14 protein-coding genes and 3 tRNA genes are annotated in these 15,989 nt (G+C 68.3%); 2 read left to right on the plus strand and 15 right to left on the minus strand.

Features of this window, described 5'->3' with window-relative positions; translation table 11 throughout:
• Window positions 1-32: 32 nt before the first annotated feature.
• From dksA to Tchl_RS11065, 8 genes are all read right to left on the minus strand, one after another.
• Complete coding sequence (gene dksA / locus Tchl_RS11025) at window positions 33-458, minus strand: RNA polymerase-binding protein DksA (protein WP_075148457.1); 426 nt, start codon at window positions 456-458, stop codon at window positions 33-35.
• 557 nt (window positions 459-1,015) lie between these two features.
• Complete coding sequence (locus tag Tchl_RS11035) at window positions 1,016-1,297, minus strand: hypothetical protein (RefSeq protein WP_075148459.1); 282 nt, start codon at window positions 1,295-1,297, stop codon at window positions 1,016-1,018.
• A gap of 319 nt (window positions 1,298-1,616) precedes the next feature.
• Window positions 1,617-1,692 (minus strand) — tRNA-His (locus Tchl_RS11040).
• Window positions 1,693-1,732: 40 nt separating this feature from the next.
• A tRNA-Arg gene (locus Tchl_RS11045) sits at window positions 1,733-1,809 on the minus strand.
• A 27-nt stretch (window positions 1,810-1,836) separates the two neighbouring features.
• A tRNA-Pro gene (locus Tchl_RS11050) sits at window positions 1,837-1,913 on the minus strand.
• Between the two features lie 93 nt (window positions 1,914-2,006).
• Window positions 2,007-3,332: a hypothetical protein gene (locus Tchl_RS11055; protein WP_232311564.1), complete on the minus strand. Its 1,326-nt coding sequence runs from the start codon at window positions 3,330-3,332 to the stop codon at window positions 2,007-2,009.
• Window positions 3,329-3,547 (minus strand): DUF2249 domain-containing protein, encoded by a 219-nt coding sequence (locus tag Tchl_RS11060; RefSeq protein WP_075148461.1) that lies wholly within the window; start codon window positions 3,545-3,547, stop codon window positions 3,329-3,331. The genes Tchl_RS11055 and Tchl_RS11060 overlap by 4 nt, the downstream gene beginning before the upstream one ends.
• Window positions 3,544-4,002, minus strand: coding sequence for a hemerythrin domain-containing protein (locus Tchl_RS11065; protein ID WP_075148462.1), 459 nt, complete (start codon window positions 4,000-4,002; stop codon window positions 3,544-3,546). Before Tchl_RS11065 ends, Tchl_RS11060 begins: the two co-directional genes overlap by 4 nt.
• A 169-nt stretch (window positions 4,003-4,171) precedes the next feature.
• Here Tchl_RS11065 and Tchl_RS11070 point away from each other — a divergent pair, with 169 nt between their 5' ends.
• Together Tchl_RS11070 and Tchl_RS11075 are read left to right on the plus strand one after the other, a co-directional pair.
• Window positions 4,172-5,425, plus strand: a complete 1,254-nt coding sequence (locus Tchl_RS11070) for an MFS transporter (RefSeq protein ID WP_075148463.1) — start codon at window positions 4,172-4,174, stop codon at window positions 5,423-5,425.
• A 242-nt stretch (window positions 5,426-5,667) separates the two neighbouring features.
• On the plus strand, window positions 5,668-9,387 hold the full coding sequence (locus tag Tchl_RS11075) for a DUF748 domain-containing protein (protein ID WP_075148464.1): 3,720 nt from the start codon (window positions 5,668-5,670) through the stop codon (window positions 9,385-9,387).
• A gap of 42 nt (window positions 9,388-9,429) precedes the next feature.
• Here Tchl_RS11075 and Tchl_RS11080 read toward each other — a convergent pair whose 3' ends face one another.
• The 7 genes from Tchl_RS11080 to sufB all read right to left on the minus strand — a co-directional run bounded on the left by Tchl_RS11080 (window position 9,430) and on the right by sufB (window position 15,987).
• Complete coding sequence (locus tag Tchl_RS11080; RefSeq protein ID WP_075148465.1) at window positions 9,430-9,936, minus strand: DUF3617 domain-containing protein; 507 nt, start codon at window positions 9,934-9,936, stop codon at window positions 9,430-9,432.
• A gap of 121 nt (window positions 9,937-10,057) precedes the next feature.
• Window positions 10,058-10,624 (minus strand): putative Fe-S cluster assembly protein SufT, encoded by a 567-nt coding sequence (gene sufT / locus Tchl_RS11085; protein WP_075148466.1) that lies wholly within the window; start codon window positions 10,622-10,624, stop codon window positions 10,058-10,060.
• 36 nt (window positions 10,625-10,660) lie between these two features.
• Entirely contained in the window at window positions 10,661-11,125 is a 465-nt protein-coding gene (gene sufU, locus Tchl_RS11090) for a Fe-S cluster assembly sulfur transfer protein SufU (RefSeq protein ID WP_075148467.1), read from the minus strand.
• Window positions 11,122-12,408, minus strand: coding sequence for a cysteine desulfurase (locus Tchl_RS11095; RefSeq protein ID WP_075148468.1), 1,287 nt, complete (start codon window positions 12,406-12,408; stop codon window positions 11,122-11,124). The genes sufU and Tchl_RS11095 overlap by 4 nt, the downstream gene beginning before the upstream one ends.
• Window positions 12,405-13,718, minus strand: coding sequence for a Fe-S cluster assembly protein SufD (gene sufD, locus Tchl_RS11100; protein WP_075148469.1), 1,314 nt, complete (start codon window positions 13,716-13,718; stop codon window positions 12,405-12,407). Before sufD ends, Tchl_RS11095 begins: the two co-directional genes overlap by 4 nt.
• The gene (gene sufC / locus Tchl_RS11105) at window positions 13,715-14,500 is read right to left on the minus strand and encodes a Fe-S cluster assembly ATPase SufC (protein WP_075148470.1); all 786 of its coding nucleotides are present in this window, start codon (window positions 14,498-14,500) and stop codon (window positions 13,715-13,717) included. Before sufC ends, sufD begins: the two co-directional genes overlap by 4 nt.
• Window positions 14,501-14,520: 20 nt before the next feature.
• Window positions 14,521-15,987, minus strand: a complete 1,467-nt coding sequence (sufB, locus tag Tchl_RS11110) for a Fe-S cluster assembly protein SufB (RefSeq protein WP_075148471.1) — start codon at window positions 15,985-15,987, stop codon at window positions 14,521-14,523.
• Between the last annotated feature and the right edge of the window lie 2 nt (window positions 15,988-15,989).

Consider the following 15,989-nt stretch of genomic DNA (forward strand, 5'->3'; position numbering starts at 1 on the left):
CCGTCAGGCATGCGCCGGTGAGCACGGCGTGCTTACTTCGCCACCTGGCGTTCCCGCATCTCTTCCAGCGTCTTGCAGTCGATGCACATGGTCGCCGTCGGGCGGGCTTCCAGGCGCTTCAGACCGATCTCCACGCCGCAACTGTCGCAGTAGCCATACTCGCCCTCGTTGATGCGGCCAAGCGCCTCGTCGATCTTCTTGATCAGCTTGCGCTCGCGGTCGCGGTTGCGCAGCTCGAGGGCGATGTCCGACTCCTGGCTGGCGCGGTCGTTGGGGTCGGCGAACACCGTGGCTTCGTCCTGCATGGTGTGCACGGTGCGCTCGATGTCTTCCATCAGCTCGCCCTTCAGCGAGCTCAGGATCTCGCGGAAGTGGGCCAGCTGCTTTTCGCTCATGTATTCCTCGCCGGCTGCAGGTACGTAGGGCGGGAATTGCTTGTGCAGGGTATCGTCAGCCATGAATCAACTTCCGTAGGTTGGTGAATGAAGAGACCCGACTTAATAGCAGAATCAGGCAGGCACGGCAAGCAAAGGCGCCTGCCAGGCCGCGGCATGCGAGAGCAATGGATTGTGCCGAGCGCTGTGCGTTGTCGAAGGGGGCAAGGTTCGCTATGCGGTACGCTGGAAAGGGAGGGCGGCGAAGGGAGCGGCGGCGTGATCCTAGCGTGGCGGGGGCGCCGGCTTCCCGGCCAGGCCGGACCAGCGTAGCCACTGGCCGCAGGCATTGCGTACTCCCCGGATGCTGCGGTGCCAGGGGCCGTCGATGCAGAGCCCTCTGGTGGCGCCCGATGCGACTTCGACGGTGTCGGGTTCGTCGCCCGCTCTGCGGCGGCCGTGCCAGCGCTCGCAGCTGATGCAACGCCTGTCGCTGACGGCTTGAAGCAACGGCATCGGCGCTTTTCCGCTCACTGGTGTTTTCGATCCGGGGGCGGGCTCGACGGGGCTGTGCGGCATGCCGTGCCCGTTCCGTACCGTACAAGGCGCCGGTCGCGGCGAGCCGCTGAGGGCCGGTGACGTCAGGTGGTGAGCCGGTTGATGAAGGGGTAGCCGAACCTGCGCAGCAGATGCTTGAATGCTCTGGAGCTGGCCTTGGGGTCGCTGCTGGTGAACAGCGCCTTTTGGCGGGGGTGTGTTGCGGCGGGTAATGAAGCCAGTAGCATTTCACGCTCATCAAGGATGTCGTCGCACATCCTGTCGGTGACGAACATGAACGGAATCGGGTGATACAGACCATCCTTCCGGAGGCGGTGAAAGCGTGGATTGGTGCTCTGGATGCTCTCAGTGGTGTGGCTTTTCATGGGCTCCGTGGGGGCGAATGGAAAGGCTGCATTTATAACAGAGAAATGTAACGGGTGTATTACGTTGTGTTAGGTCGTGCCGAATTCCGGGGTGGCCGGTCCGAAACGGCGGGCGGTGCCGGCTGGCAGACTCGCTGGCGTGAGATGGCGGCGAGAATGCGCGGCAAGAGCGGGGGCCAAAAAACAAAAACCCGCTCGGCGTGGCGCCTGGCGGGGATCGTTGGGGCCATCTCGTTGATGGGCTCCGGGGCTGGTGGCTGCGCGGTGATCTGCGCTTTTCAGCCTGTGCAGTACAGCGCTTTCGAGCGCTTGAATATTATGGGGCGACATACCGGTTTCGAACCGGTGACCTCTGGAGCCACAATCCAGTGCTCTACCAACTGAGCTAATGCCGCCACTGATGAACCGCGGTGAAACCGCAGCCCGAAACTTTTCTGGCCTGCCCGGCAGGGATCGAACCTGCAACCCCCGGCTTAGAAGGCCGGTGCTCTATCCAATTGAGCTACGGGCAGCTTCCTGCGGGCAATCGGAGTGTGAGCTGGTCGGGGTGGAGGGATTCGAACCCCCGACATCTTGCTCCCAAAGCAAGCGCGCTACCGGACTGCGCTACACCCCGAGAGCCGCGAACTATACAGTCCGAAAGACCCGCCGTCAAACACCTTTTGGAGATTTTTCGATGCCGGACGGGCAATCGCTGAAAAGCGCCGGATCACCCGCCAGCGCGGCTTTCAGCTCGAGTGGGCGCTGCCAGGAGCGCAGTCCGGCGTGCGCGCACGACACGGACCAGGTTGAGCAGCAGCCAGCCGAATTCCACCATCAGCAAGGCTCCGGCGAGCGGCGCGAGAAACGGCACGAAGACCGCGATGCAGAGCGCGCCGAGACTGAGCGTACGCACCTTCAGCTGGCGCCGGATGTGCACGTCGGGGAGCAGTTTCTTCATGTTGGGAGCCTTCACGCCGCTCTGGGTCAGGTGCAGCCAGGCGAGGAAGGGCACGATCTTGTAAAGCATCGCGGTGATCGCGCCGCCGAAGCCTCCGTGCAACACCAGGATCCCGGCGAGCACCGGCCAGTAGTCGGCATCGGTCCACAGTGCGAGGAGCAGGACGACGATGCCGGCCAGCGCGGCATGCATCGCCTGGCGGAAGGCGAGGAAAGGGGTGTCGAGCTTGCTGCGGCGCGAACCGGCCTGCAGTCGCAAGGTCATCCCGGCATAGCCTGCGCCCAGAAGCGCGAGAGCGATCACTGCGGCGATGCCGGGCCAGTCCGCACCGGAAAAAAATGCGCTGGCCGACCAGACGAGCAGCAGTGCGGTGACTGCGGGGGCCCAGAACGTGGTGAAGCGCTGCGGGTAGGGTGCGGTAATCTGGAACATCGGCACGACGACCCAGCTGGTGGCGGCGAGCAGCACCGCGGCCCAGCCCATCCAGCCCCAGCCGGCGTGCAGATTGACCATCGTGGGCAGCGGCAGCGGCAGTTCGAGGCCGCGGCCGAGCGTCAGCGACAGCAGCAGGCCGAGGGTGGCGGTGACGGCGAGTCCGAAGAAGGCGAGCCGCAGGTCGCGCGGCGTGCGCGTATTCGTGCCCGTCGTCGCCCCCTTGCGCAGGCCGACGATTGCGGCGCCGAGGAAAGTCGCCAGGCCGAGCAGGAGCATGCCCGCTCCGGCCAGCAGGATGTCGGGATGGCCTGCACCGAGGCCGTATGCCAGCGAAGCCGTGCCCAGCGTCATCAGGATGTGGGTGGTGCCGGCGGTGCGAAGTGGTGCGGGCATGCTGGCACCGGCGACCACCGGCATGACCTGCACCAGGGCGCCGAGCATGACCTGGAGCATGAACCCTGCAGCGAACAGGTGCACGATGGCCAGCGCGCCCGGAGTCCAGCGTGAAACCAGGATGTCGCCGCCGAACAGCAATACCGCGCCGGCGGCGATGGCGAACAGCGGTGCGGTCAGGAAAAACCGCAGCGGCGCGGAGAACGGAGGGGTGTCATCGTAGGCGAGGCCGGGCGCTGCACCGCCCATGGCAGGGCGGGCCATCATGGCTGGACGATGCGGATTTCGACCGCGCCGTCGTCACGATAGGCTTCAGCGTGACGATAGCCGTCGCGGTCGAGAATGCGCAGCAGCGGATGCGGCATGCGGTCGAGGATCAGCAGCATCTCTTCGCCCTTGGCCAGCGTCAGCAGCACTTCCATCGCGCGTTCGAAGGGCTCCGGCGGCTCGAGGCCGCGCGCATCGACGACACGGTCGCTCATGCGTTGCGCGCCCCGCTCAGCTGCTTGCCGACGGCGGTGGACAGGTTCTGCTGCTCTTCGGCCGGAAGACGGGTGTCGAGCATCGGGTAGATCACGCTCTCTTCCTTCATGTTGTGCTGCTGCATCATGATCAGCAGGGTCTCGGCCTCGCCGGCGAAGTCGTCCGCGTCCTGCTTGTCGAGCGCGTATTGCAGCGCTGCAAGCACTTCGCGCATGCCTTGGTGTTCACTGCGCATCATCGCGGTGGGGCCCTGGGTCATGCCGGTGGCGGCTTCGAAAGCCGGGAAAAGCTTCGTTTCCTCGGCCTCGAAATGGGCGCTGAGCGCATTCGAGAATTCGGTGAGCGACTCTGCCGCGCCCGCCCAGTCGCCATCCGAAGCGAGCTCTTCGGCACGCGCGAAAACGTGGTCACAGTCGCGATGGTCGTGGGTCATCAGCTCGGAAATCGTGGTCATCATTGCCTCCTGTGGTCGATGGGCTGCATTCTCCGCAGCGACCGTGGAAGGGCATTGATGCAAGTCAAGAGCGTTTGGGCATCAACTGTTTGCATGGCATCATCCTTGCAGATTGCATGGTGTGAGCGGGTGAACGGGATAATGGCTTCTTTTGCTGTGGAGGGTCCGGATGAGCGATGACGGCCGGGGGGGCGCCAGTCAGTCTCGTGCATGGGTGCGGATTTTTCTGCCCTTTGCGCTCGGGTATTACCTGTCCTACCTGCTGCGCACGGTGAATGCGGTCATTTCGCCCGCCCTGACCGAAGAGCTGGGTTTGACCGCAGCCAGCCTGGGCCTGCTCACCAGTACCTACTTTCTCGCTTTCGCCCTGGCCCAGATCCCGGTCGGAATGGCGCTCGACCGCTTCGGCCCGCGCCGGGTGGAAGCGGCGCTGCTGCTGCTCACCGCGCTCGGCTCCGGCCTGTTTGCCCTCGGCGACTCGCTCGGCAGCCTCGGCCTGGCCAGAGCCCTGATCGGGGCCGGCGTGTCGGCCTGCCTGATGGCGGCGCTGAAAGGGTTTGCGCTGTGGTATCCGCCGGAGCGGCAGAGTTCGATGATCGGCTTCATCATGGCAGCGGGGGCCTTCGGCGCCCTCACCGCGAGCGTGCCGCTGGAGGCGGTGCTGCCGTTTCTCGGCTGGCGTGGCGTGTTCTGGATCATCGCCGCGACTGCGCTCCTCGCATCGGTGCTGCTGCTGCGCTCGTTGCCCGATGCCGGCCGCGGCCGCAGCGCGCCGCGGGGCTCGCTCGGCAATGCGCTGCAGGTGGTGGCGGGGATCTACGTGACGCCGGCCTTCCTGCGCTTTGCCGCGTCCTCGGCATTCTTCGTCGGTGGCTTCATGGCGTTGCAGAGCCTGTGGGCCGTACCCTGGCTGATGCACGTCAACGGCTTCGATCTGGGCCAGGCCGCGGTGATGCTGGTGGTGCTCAATCTGGGCAGCCTGTGCGGGCAGCTGTCGATCGGCTTCATGGGCGTGTGGCTTGCGCGCAGGGGTATCGAGGCGCTCGCACTGCTGCGCTGGGGTTATGCCGGCGTGCTCGTGGTGCAGGTCGCGATCCTGTCCTCGACAGGGTCTTTGCCACTGCTGTGGTTCGTGTTCGGGATGCTTTCCGCCGCCAATTCACAGACCTATCTGGCGGCTTCGCGTGCCTTTCCGCCGAGCCTGTTCGGGCGCGTGAGCACGGCCATCAACCTGATGGCCTTCGTTGGCGCGTTCGCGCTCCAGTGGGGGCTGGGTCTCGCTCTCGATCTGCTGCAGTCGCAGGGGTACGGCCTGGGGACGGCGCTAAGGTTCAGTTTCGCGGGCCTGATCGTGCTCCAGGCGGTCAGTTTTCTCCCCCTGCTGCGCAGCTCCGCTCGCCATTCCGGGGTCGCGGAGGGGTGAGCCGACCGATTCCCGGGCAGGATCGAGCTGCCATGCCGGAAAGACCGTTTCTTTGGGGGAAATCGACTTCGTGAGCGCGGCCAAGACCGATAGAATCGCGCCCGCCGGCCGAGCTGCAAGCGGTGTTCCGGGGCTGCCTCCGCGTGGGGGCCGGCAGCGGCGCGGTGGTGCTTGCGGAGCGCTATCCGGTGCAGCGTTTCCTGTTGCGACATGCCTTACAAACTTACTCGTTGGAGCCTTCCATGTCTGATACCACCACCGACTCGAGCGCCGGCCCGCGCCGGCGGGCGCTGTGGCTCGCGGGGGCAGTGCTGGCCGTAGCCGCCGTCGCCTACCTGGCGGTTCCACCGATCGCCCGCCATTACGCGCAGACGCTGCTCGCCGATATGCTCGGTCGTGAGGTCAGCATCGAGCGCGTGCTGATCAATCCTTTCCGCCTGAGCGCCGAGGTCGGTGGGCTCAAGGTGATGGAAGCGGGGGGCGAGGGCGAAGCGCTGGCGTTCGAGTCCCTGCGCGCCAACTTCGAAATCGAGTCGATCGTGCGCCAGGGCCCGGTGCTGCACGAACTGATGCTGGTCGCGCCCCGCCTCAAGCTGGCCCTCGGCGAGGACGGCGGGCATAACTGGGCCGATGTCGCCGCGCGCATCGCGGCCTCGGGAGGGGGGGGGCGCGCTGCCGGTGAGGGCGCGGCGCTGCCGTTCTCGATTGGCAACATCCGCATTCGTGGCGGGCACATCACGGTCGAGGACCGGCCGCGGGGCCTTACCCACGAGCTCGCCGACATCGCGCTCGGCGTGCCTTTCGTGTCGAATCTGCCGGTGCGGATCGAGGTCTTCGTCGAACCTTCGCTGTCGGCGACCCTCAATGGCGACCCGTTGTTGCTCAGCGCGCGCACCAAACCTTTCGCCGAGAGCCAGGAAACCGTGGTGGACGTGGTGCTCAAGGCGTTCGACCTGGCTCCCTGGCTCGCCTACCTGCCCGGCGAGCAGCGCTTTCGCCTGCCTTCGGCCTTGCTCAGCACCAATCTCGAAGTGTCGTTCCGCCAGGCGCCGGATGCCGCGCCCGAGTTGACGCTGCGCGGCCCGCTCCAGATCGACCGGCTCGTGCTGCAGGATCAGCGGGGCGCGCCGGTGGCCGCCGCCGCCGAGCTCGAGCTCGAGCTTGCCGATGTGCAGCCTCTGGCCGGGCGCTGGCACTTCACCCGCTTGCGCCTGGCACAGCCCGAGCTCGACCTCGTCCGGCTCCAGAGCGGGGGGTTGAATGTGCTCGATCTCCTGCCGCCGGAACCGCCCCGGACGCCGAAGTCGGCGCCGGCCCAGGCAGCGCAGGAAGCGGCGACCGCGCCGGGGGCGGAAGATGGCGCCCGCGCCGCAGCGCAGGCACTCCCGGGGGCCGCTGTCGGGCGCCCGGATTTCCTTCTCGCGCTCGCACGCGTCCGTGACGGCGTGATCCGTTTCGAGGATCGCAGCCTGGCCACGCCTTTTCACACCCGCATCGAAGCGATCAACCTCGATGTGCGCGACCTGGCGACCGTCAGCGAGCTGCCCGCCGGGGTCCGCCTCGATTACGTCAGCGATGCCGGCGAGAGCTTCCACCACGAAGCCCAGCTGCGCCTGCAGCCTTTCGAGCTCGATGGCCAGCTCCAGTTCGAAGCGCTCCAGCTGGCGCGCTATGCCCCCTACCTCGCGGACGTCCTGCCCGGCGCCGAGGTGCGCGCAGGCCGCCTCGGCGGCAGCGTCCAATACCGCGCCGCGCGCGGGGCCGGGGGCGAACCCGTATTCGGATTCGGCGCCCAGGCGCTGTCGCTGCGTGATTTCGCCCTTGCGCTCAAAGGTAGCAAGGATGCCGCGGTGAAGCTGCCGGAGGTGGACGTGCGCGAGGCCAGCCTCGATCTGGCCGGGCGCACGCTGGCGGTGGCGGGAATCGATGCCAGGGGCGCGGCGGTGTCCGCGGTCCGCCAGAAAAACGGCGAATTCGACCTGATGCGCCTGCTCGCGGCCGCGCCGGGCGCCACGCGCAACGGCGCAGCCGGGGGGCGCACGGCGAAACCGGCGGCGCCAGCGTGGACGGTGACGGTGGACAAGCTGGCGCTGCAGGCCGCCTCACTCCGGATCGAGGACCGGACGGCGGCGAAGCCGGTGCTCACCACGGTGAACGACATCCAGTTCGAACTCGACGGTTTTTCCACCGCGAAGGGCCACAGCAGCCGGATCAAGCTCGATTCCCGCCTTAACCGGCGTGGCCGGGTTGGTATCTCGGGGGCGTTGGCGCTGGCGCCGCTGAAGGCCGATCTGCGCCTGAACCTGCGCAGCGTCGACCTGCTCCCGCTGCAGCCCTACGTGCTCGAGCAGACGAACGTCGCGATCTCGCGCGGCAGTCTCAGCAGCCAGGGCCGGCTCACCCTCCGGAGCGGGCGCCGGGGACAGTTGCTGGGCGCTTTCCGCGGCGATCTGGGGGTCGCCGACTTCGCTTCGGTCGATCGCCTGAACGCGACCGATTTCGTGCGCTGGCGCACCTTGCGCGTGGGCGGGATCGACGCCCGCCTCGAGCCCCTCTCGCTCGCCATCGAGCGTGTCGCGCTCGATGACTTCCATACCCGGCTGATCCTGGACGAGAACGGTCGGCTCAACTTGCGCGAGATCGGCGCGCTGCGCAGCGAAGCGCAGGCCGGAGCCGTCCCGTCTCCCGCGTCGGCCGAGCCTGAGGGCGGCGGCGCGGCGCAGGCAGCCGGCGCGGCATCGACCGCGCGCAGCGTCGAGCTGGCGCCGCCGGCTGCGCCCCCGCCGCCGGTGCGCATCGAGCGCATCGAGATCAAGCGCGGCAACGTCGCCTTCAGCGACCGCTTCATCCGGCCGAACTACGATGCCAACCTGACCGATCTGGCCGGTGCGCTGGTGGGGTTGTCGACCGCCGAGGACACGATCGCCAGGCTCGATCTCAGCGGCAAGGTGGACAAGGCCGCGCCGCTGAGCATCACCGGCGAACTCAACCCCTTCCGCCAGGACGCCCACCTCGACATCCTCGCCACAGTGAAGGATTTCGAACTCACCGGGCTGTCGGGCTACTCGGGCAAGTACGTCGGCTACGGCATCTCCCGCGGCAAGCTGTCGGCCGAGCTGAACTACAAGATCGAGGACCGCAGGCTGACGGCGACCAACCGGATCTTCCTCGACCAGCTGACTTTCGGCGACAAGGTCGACAGCCCGGATGCGGTGAACCTGCCGGTGCAGCTGGCGGTCGCGCTGCTCAAGAACGGCCGCGGCGAGATCGACCTGCGCCTGCCGGTGAGCGGCACGCTGGACGACCCCGAGTTCAGTGTTTTCGGCCTGGTGGTGAAGATGCTGTTCAACCTGATCGGCAAGGCCATCACGTCGCCGTTCGCGCTGCTCGGCGCGGCCCTGGGCGGCGGGGAGGAACTGTCCTTTCTCGAGCTGGCGCCGGGTAGCGCCCGCCCCGGCGAGGCCCAGCACGACAAGCTCGCCACCCTGGCGCAGGCGTTGATCGAGCGCCCGGCGCTGCGCCTGGATGTGATCGGCCGCGCCGATCCGGCGGTCGACCGCGATGGCCTGCGCCAGACCGGCCTCGAGCGGGCGGTGCGCGCGCAGAAGCTGAAGGCGTTGATCGCGCGCGGGGAAGAGGTCCCATCGATCGAGGAGATCGAGATCGGCGCCGGGGAGTATCCCGAACTGCTGAAGAAGGCCTACCGCGAGGCCGACTTCAAGAAGCCGCGCAACCTGATCGGCCTCGCCAAGGATCTGCCGCCGGCGGAAATGGAAGCGCTGATCCGGGCCGACGTCGCCGTCGGCGAATCCGAGCTGCGCGCGCTTGCCCAGCGGCGGGCACAGGGGGTGCGCGACTGGCTGGTGGAAGAAGGCAAGGTCCCGGGCGAGCGCATCTTCGTTCTCGAACCCCGGGTCGAGGCGGCCGGCGAGGGTGGCCAGGTGACGTTCTCGTTGCGCTGAACCGCGGGGCGAAGCCGCAGCGGTGCGCCCGCTGCGCCGCGGTCAGCGTGACCTGATCGGCTCGCCCACGTTCAGGTTGCCGACCCCGTCACGCCCCCGGATGAGGAATTTCCCGGGAGCCTGGCCGGGTTTGCAGGGGCCGAGGCGGCGCCCCTCGATCGCCAGCGTGGTGGTCGCGCCGTCGCCTGCCCCGCCGTGGCGGGTGTCGAGCTCGCCCTGGAAGTTGTACATGAAGTCGCCGCTGAAGCGGCCTTCCACCCGTGCGCTGCCGCCGTTCACCGTGCACACCGCGCGGTAGTAGGTGTAATGCGCGTCCCGCGACCACGACTGCTCGCTGCAGCCATCGAACGCGCTGCCGGGATGGCGCAGGACATCGTCCTCGCCGGCGCCGATGCACAGGTGAAAGTGGGGGACGCTCGCCGGGGATTCGGCCGGGGTGGTGTTGATCAGCCACAGCCCGGGCATGCGCTGGGGCGGGTCGATGGCGGCAGGGGCGGCAAGGGCGGGGCCGCCGAGCAGGCTTGCAGCAAGAGTGAGAGCCAGGCGCATGGTGTCTTTCCGGGAGGCGGGGAATGAAACAAAGAAAAAAGGGCAGGGCGGCGTCGGTCACCGCGGCGCGAGCATAGCAGCGCCGTTCCGGTCGGGAACTTGAGCAGGCGCAAACGCCGCTTCAGGACAGGCCCATTTCCAGCCGGGCCGCTTCGCTCATCATCTCGCGGCTCCACGGCGGGTCCCACACCAGGCTGACTTCCGCTTCGGCGACGCCGGGGATGGCGAGCAGCTTGGCGCGCGCCTCGTCGGCGATCAGCGTGCCCATGCCGCAGCCGGGCGCGGTCAGGGTCATGCTCACCGCCAGCCGGTAGCGGCCGTCGGCCAGCGCTTCGGCCGTGCAGGCATAGACCAGGCCGAGATTGACGATGTCGATCGGGATCTCGGGATCGTAGCAGGTGGCCAGCTGCGCCCACGCCGCGCGCTCGATGCTCCTGGCGTCGATCGTGCCGTCTGCGGCCGGAGGCGGGGCGATCGCCTGCGGCTCGAGACCGAGGGCATCGGCGTTGCGCTCGTCGATGCGGTACAGGTTGCCGCCGCTCATCACCGTGATCGAGCCGCCCAGGCGCTGGGTGACCAGCGCGAAGCCGCCGCCCTCCAGGGTTGCGGCTTCGCCCCAGGGTACGCTGACTGCGGCGCAGTCGCGCAGCAGCACGCGGGATTCGGTTTCGCCGTAACGCTCACCCATGGGCTTCTCCTTTCGTGTCCCCGGTGTCCGGGGGCGTCATTCCGTGTGGGCGGTGCCGTGCTCGCCGCCGAGCGCGTTGTGCAGGGTGTGCCAGGCCAGGGTGGCGCACTTCACCCGCGCCGGGAATTCCTTCACCCCGGACAGCGCCGCCAGCTTGCCGACGTCGCGCGCCGGCGCTTCTGCCCCTTGACCGCCGGTGAGCAGTGCATGGACGTCGCGGAACAGCGCCTCGACTTCTTCGACCGGCTTGCCCTTGACCGCTTCGGTCATCAGCGAGGCCGAGGCGGTGGAGATCGCACAGCCGTGGCCGACGAAACTGGCGTCGTGCACGATGCCGTCGGCGACGCGCAGGTACACGGTGAGCTGGTCGCCGCACAGCGGGTTGTGGCCGTCGGCGTGGCGGTCGGCGTCGGCCATCTTGTGGAAATTGCGCGGGTTGCGGTTGTGGTCGAAGATCACTTCCTGGTACAGCTCGCGCAGCGCATCCTGCTTGTCGTTCATCCCGGCCTCCTCGTGCCGAACAGGTCCTGTGCCTTGTGGATCGCGGCGACCAGGGCGTCGATGTCGTCGATGTCGTTATACATCGCGAACGAGGCGCGGGCCGTGCCGGGAATGCCGAAGCGCGTCATCAGCGGCATCGCGCAGTGATGGCCGGCGCGGATCGCCACCCCTTCCGCATCCAGTATGGTGCCGAGATCGTGGGGGTGGATGCCATCGACGAGGAAGGACAGGATACCGGCCTTGTCCTGCGCCGTACCCACCAGGCGCACCCCGGGGATGTCGCCCACCGCGGCGCTGGCGTGGGCGAGCAGGGCGTGCTCGTGGGCGGCGATGCGTGCCAGGCCGATCCGGCTCACGTAATCGATCGCCGCCGCCAGCCCGATCGCCCCGGCGATGTTGGGGGTGCCGGCCTCGAAGCGCTGCGGCGGCTCGGCGAAGGTGCTGCGCTCGAAGGCGACAGTGCGGATCATGTCGCCGCCGCCCTGCCACGGCGGCATCGCCGCGAGCAGCCCGGCGCGGCCGTAGAGCACGCCGATGCCGGTCGGGCCGTACAGCTTGTGCCCGGAAAAGGCGTAGAAGTCGCAGCCGATCGCCTGCACGTCCACGGCCTGGTGGGCCACCGCCTGGGCGCCGTCGATCAGCACCACCGCACCGGCGGCGTGTGCCCTGGCGGTGAGGGTGGCGACCGGGTTCACCGTGCCGAGCGCGTTCGACACGTGGGTGATCGCCACCAGCCGGGTGCGTTCCCCGAGCAGCGCATCGAAGGCGGCGAGCTCGAGCGTGCCGCTCTCATCGACCGGGACCACCTTGAGTACCGCACCGGTCTGCTCGCACAGCAGCTGCCAGGGAACGATGTTGGAGTGGTGCTCGAGGGTGGTGAGCAGGATCTCGTCGCCGGCTTCGAGCCGGCTGCGCCCCCAGCTGTGTGCGACCAGGTTGATCGCTTCGGTGGTGCCGCGGGTGAACACGATCTCCTCGGCGTGCGCGGCGTTGAGATAGCGCTGCACAGTGGCGCGGGCGGCGTCGTAGAGCTCGGTGGCGTGCTGCGACAGCCGGTGTACGCCGCGGTGGATGTTGGCGTTGGATTCGCGGTAGAAGCGGCGCTCGGCTTCGATCACCGCTTCGGGCTTCTGCGTGGTCGCGCCGTTGTCGAGGTACACCAGGCGGCGGCCATGCACCGGGCGGGCGAGAATCGGGAAGTCGGCGGCGATCCCGGGCAGGGCGCCGCCTGCCGGCGTGGCGTGGCGGGCGCCTGCGCCGGCAGGCGGGAGCGGGGCGTTCATGACAGTTCCTCCAGGCGGGCGGCGTCGGGCAGGCGGGCGAACAGGGCGGCGCGGCCGAGCGCGCGCAGCGGTGGATGGGCAATGCGCTCGAGCACTTCGGCGGCGAAGGCGTAGGTCAGCAGCTGGCGCGCGTGTCCGGCATCGACGCCGCGCGCGCGCAGGTAGAACAGCGCATCTTCGTCGAGCTGGCCGACGGTGGCGCCATGGGCGCACTTGACGTCGTCGGCGTAGATCTCGAGTTCGGGGCGGGCGTCGGCTTCGGCCCGTGGCGACAGCAGCAGGTTGTCGCAGCGCTGCAGGGCGTCGGTGCGCTGGGCGTCCTGGGCGACGACGATGCGGCCGGCGAACACGCCGCGCGCGCTGCCGTCGAGCAGCCCGCGGTAGTACTCGCGGCTCGTGCCCCGTGGGCGGGCGTGGTCGATGTGGGTGTGGTGGTCGACGTGGCGGCGGCCGTCGGCGTGGTAGAGGCCATTGAGCAGCACTTCGGCGCCTTCGCCGAGGCGGGTGCGGATGTCGGTGCGCGCCAGGCGGGCGCCGAAGGACAGTGCGTGCGAGGCGAACACCGCGCCGCGGGCCTGGTCGGCCTCGATCGTGGCGAGGTGGATCGCCTGCTCGCCTTCCTGCTGCAGCTTGATGTGCTCGATCCGGCTGTCCGCCCCGGCCTCGATGCGGGTGACGGCGGTGGTCAGCGTGGCCGCCTCGCCGCCCTGCGGGTAGTGCTCGACGATGCGGGCCTGGCTGCCGGCTTCGGCGACGACCAGATTGCGCAGGTGGCGGTGGGCCGCGCCGCCGCCGAGGAACACGAGGTGGATCGGCGGCTCCACCGCGACCCCGCGGGCGAGCCGGATCCAGGCGCCGTCGCCGGCAAAGGCCGCGTTGAGCGCGGCCGGGCTGTCGCCGTCTCCGGCGCGGCCGAAAGCGGCTTCGACCGCTTCCGGCTCATGCGCCAGGGCATCGGCGAGACTGCCGATGCGGGCGCCGGCGGGCAGGGCGGAAATCGCCGACAGTGCGGGGGCGAAGCGGCCGTCGACGAACGCGAGCCAGTGCGCTCCGGGGTCGCTGGCGCGCAGGGCAGCGAGGCTGGCGTGGGCGGCCTGCGTCGGGGCGTGCGCGCCCGTGCCCAGCGGATACTCTTCCATGAAGGCGAGCGAGGTATGGCGCCAGTTTTCCTGGCGTGTGGTTGGCCAGCCTTCGTCGGCGAAGCGCTCGATCGCCTGCCGGCGCAGTGTGGCGAGCCAGGGCAGGGCGGCGCCGGGCAGGGCGGCGGCGGCCCGGTGGTGTTCGGCGAGCCAGAATCCGGGGGCGCTCATGACCGGCCTCCCGCGGGCAGTGATGCGGCTCCCGCCGCGTTGCCGGCGTCGATCCAGCCATAGCCGTGCGCTTCGAGTTCGAGCGCGAGCTCGCGCCCGCCCGAGCGCACGATGCGGCCCTGCGACAGTACATGCACCTGATCGGGCACGATGTAGTCGAGCAGGCGCTGGTAATGGGTGATCACGATCATCGAGCGTGCGGGCGAGCGCAGGCGGTTGACGCCTTCGGCGACGACCTTGAGGGCGTCGATGTCGAGCCCCGAGTCGGTCTCGTCGAGCACCGCCAGCCGCGGTTCGAGCAGGGCCATCTGGAGCACTTCGTTGCGCTTCTTCTCGCCGCCGGAAAAGCCTTCGTTCACCGAGCGGTAGAGGAACTCCTCCTTCATGCCGACCGCCTGCATCTCGGCCTTCACGCGGGCGAGGAAGTCCATTGCATCGTATTCGGGCAGGCCGCGATGGCGGCGGATCGCGTTGACCGCGGCCTTCAGGAAGTAAGCGTTGGAGACGCCGGGAATCTCGACCGGATACTGGAAGGCGAGGAACAGTCCGGCGCGCGCGCGCTCCTCGGCGGGCAGGGCGAGCAGGTCGCTGCCGTCCCATGCCACGCTGCCTGCGGTGACGGTGAAGGTTTCGCGCCCGGCCAGCACCTGGGCGAGCGTGCTCTTGCCCGAGCCGTTGGGCCCCATGATCGCGTGCACTTCACCGTCCTTCACTTCCAGGTTCAGGCCCTGGAGGATCGCCTTGCCGTCGACCGCAGCGTGCAGGTTGTTGATTTTCAGCATGTCCGTTCTCCCTTTGGTCCTTAGCCGACGCTGCCTTCGAGGCTCACGCCCAGCAATTTCTGTGCTTCCACCGCGAACTCCATCGGCAGTTCCTTGAACACCTCGCGGCAGAAGCCATTGACGATCATCGACACCGCGTCCTCGGCGCTGATGCCGCGCTGCATGGCGTAGAACAGCTGGTCCTCGCCGATGCGCGAGGTGGTGGCCTCGTGCTCGACGTGGGCGCCCGGGTGGCGCACCTCGATCGTCGGGAAAGTGTGCGCGGCGCAGCGGTCGCCGATCAGGAGCGAATCGCACTGGGTATAGTTGCGCGCGCCTTCGGCCTTCGGCGTGACTTTCACCAGGCCGCGGAAGGTGTTGCTGCCGCGCCCGGCGGAGATGCCCTTGCTGAGGATGGTGCTCTTCGTGTTGCGCCCCATGTGGATCATCTTGGTCCCGGTGTCGGCCTGCTGCAGGTTGTTGGTGAGCGCCACCGAGTGGAAGTCGCCCACCGAGTCGTCGCCGCGCAGGATTACGCTCGGATACTTCCAGGTGATCGCCGAGCCGGTCTCGACCTGGGTCCACGAGATGTGCGAGCGCGCGCCGCGGCAGTCGCCGCGCTTGGTGACGAAGTTGTAGATGCCGCCCTTGCCGTCCTTGTCGCCCGGATACCAGTTCTGCACCGTCGAATACTTGATCTTGGCGTCGTCGAGCGCGATCAGCTCGACGACCGCGGCGTGGAGCTGGTTCTCGTCGCGCATCGGCGCGGTGCAGCCTTCGAGGTAACTGACCGAGGCGCCTTCCTCGGCGATGATCAGCGTGCGCTCGAACTGGCCGGTGTCGCGGGCGTTGATGCGGAAGTAGGTGGAGAGCTCCATCGGGCACTTCACGCCCTTGGGGATGAAGACGAACGAGCCGTCGGAGAACACCGCCGAATTGAGCGCGGCGTAGAAGTTGTCGCCCGGCGGGACCACGCTGCCGAGGTACTTCTGCACCAGCGCGGGGTGGTTCTTCACCGCCTCGGAAAACGCACAGAAGACGATGCCGTGCTCGGCGAGCTCCTTCTGGAAGGTGGTTGCTACCGACACTGAGTCGAACACCGCATCCACCGCCACGCCGGCCAGCCGCGCGCGCTCGTGCAGCGGCACGCCGAGCTTCTCGAAGGTGCGCAGCAGTTCGGGGTCGACTTCGTCGAGGCTCTTGGGGCCGTCCTTCTTCGACTTCGGTGCGGAGTAATAGACGATGTCCTGGAAGTCGATCGGCGCAAAGTGCACTGCGGCCCAGGTCGGCGGGGTCATCGTCAGCCAGTGGCGATAAGCTTCGAGCCGCCACTCGAGCATCCAGTCGGGTTCGCCCTTGCGCGCCGAGATCAGGCGGATGATGTCTTCGGACAAGCCCTTGGGCACGGTGTCGGTGTCGAGCCGGGTTTCGAAGCCGGCGGTGTAGTCCTGCTCGAGATAGGCGCCGAGGGCGTCGCTGCGGGAGGTGGTGATGGTCGGGGCGTTCATGC

Origin of the sequence: Thauera chlorobenzoica, assembly GCF_001922305.1 — a bacterium.
Lineage (GTDB): Bacteria > Pseudomonadota > Gammaproteobacteria > Burkholderiales > Rhodocyclaceae > Thauera > Thauera chlorobenzoica.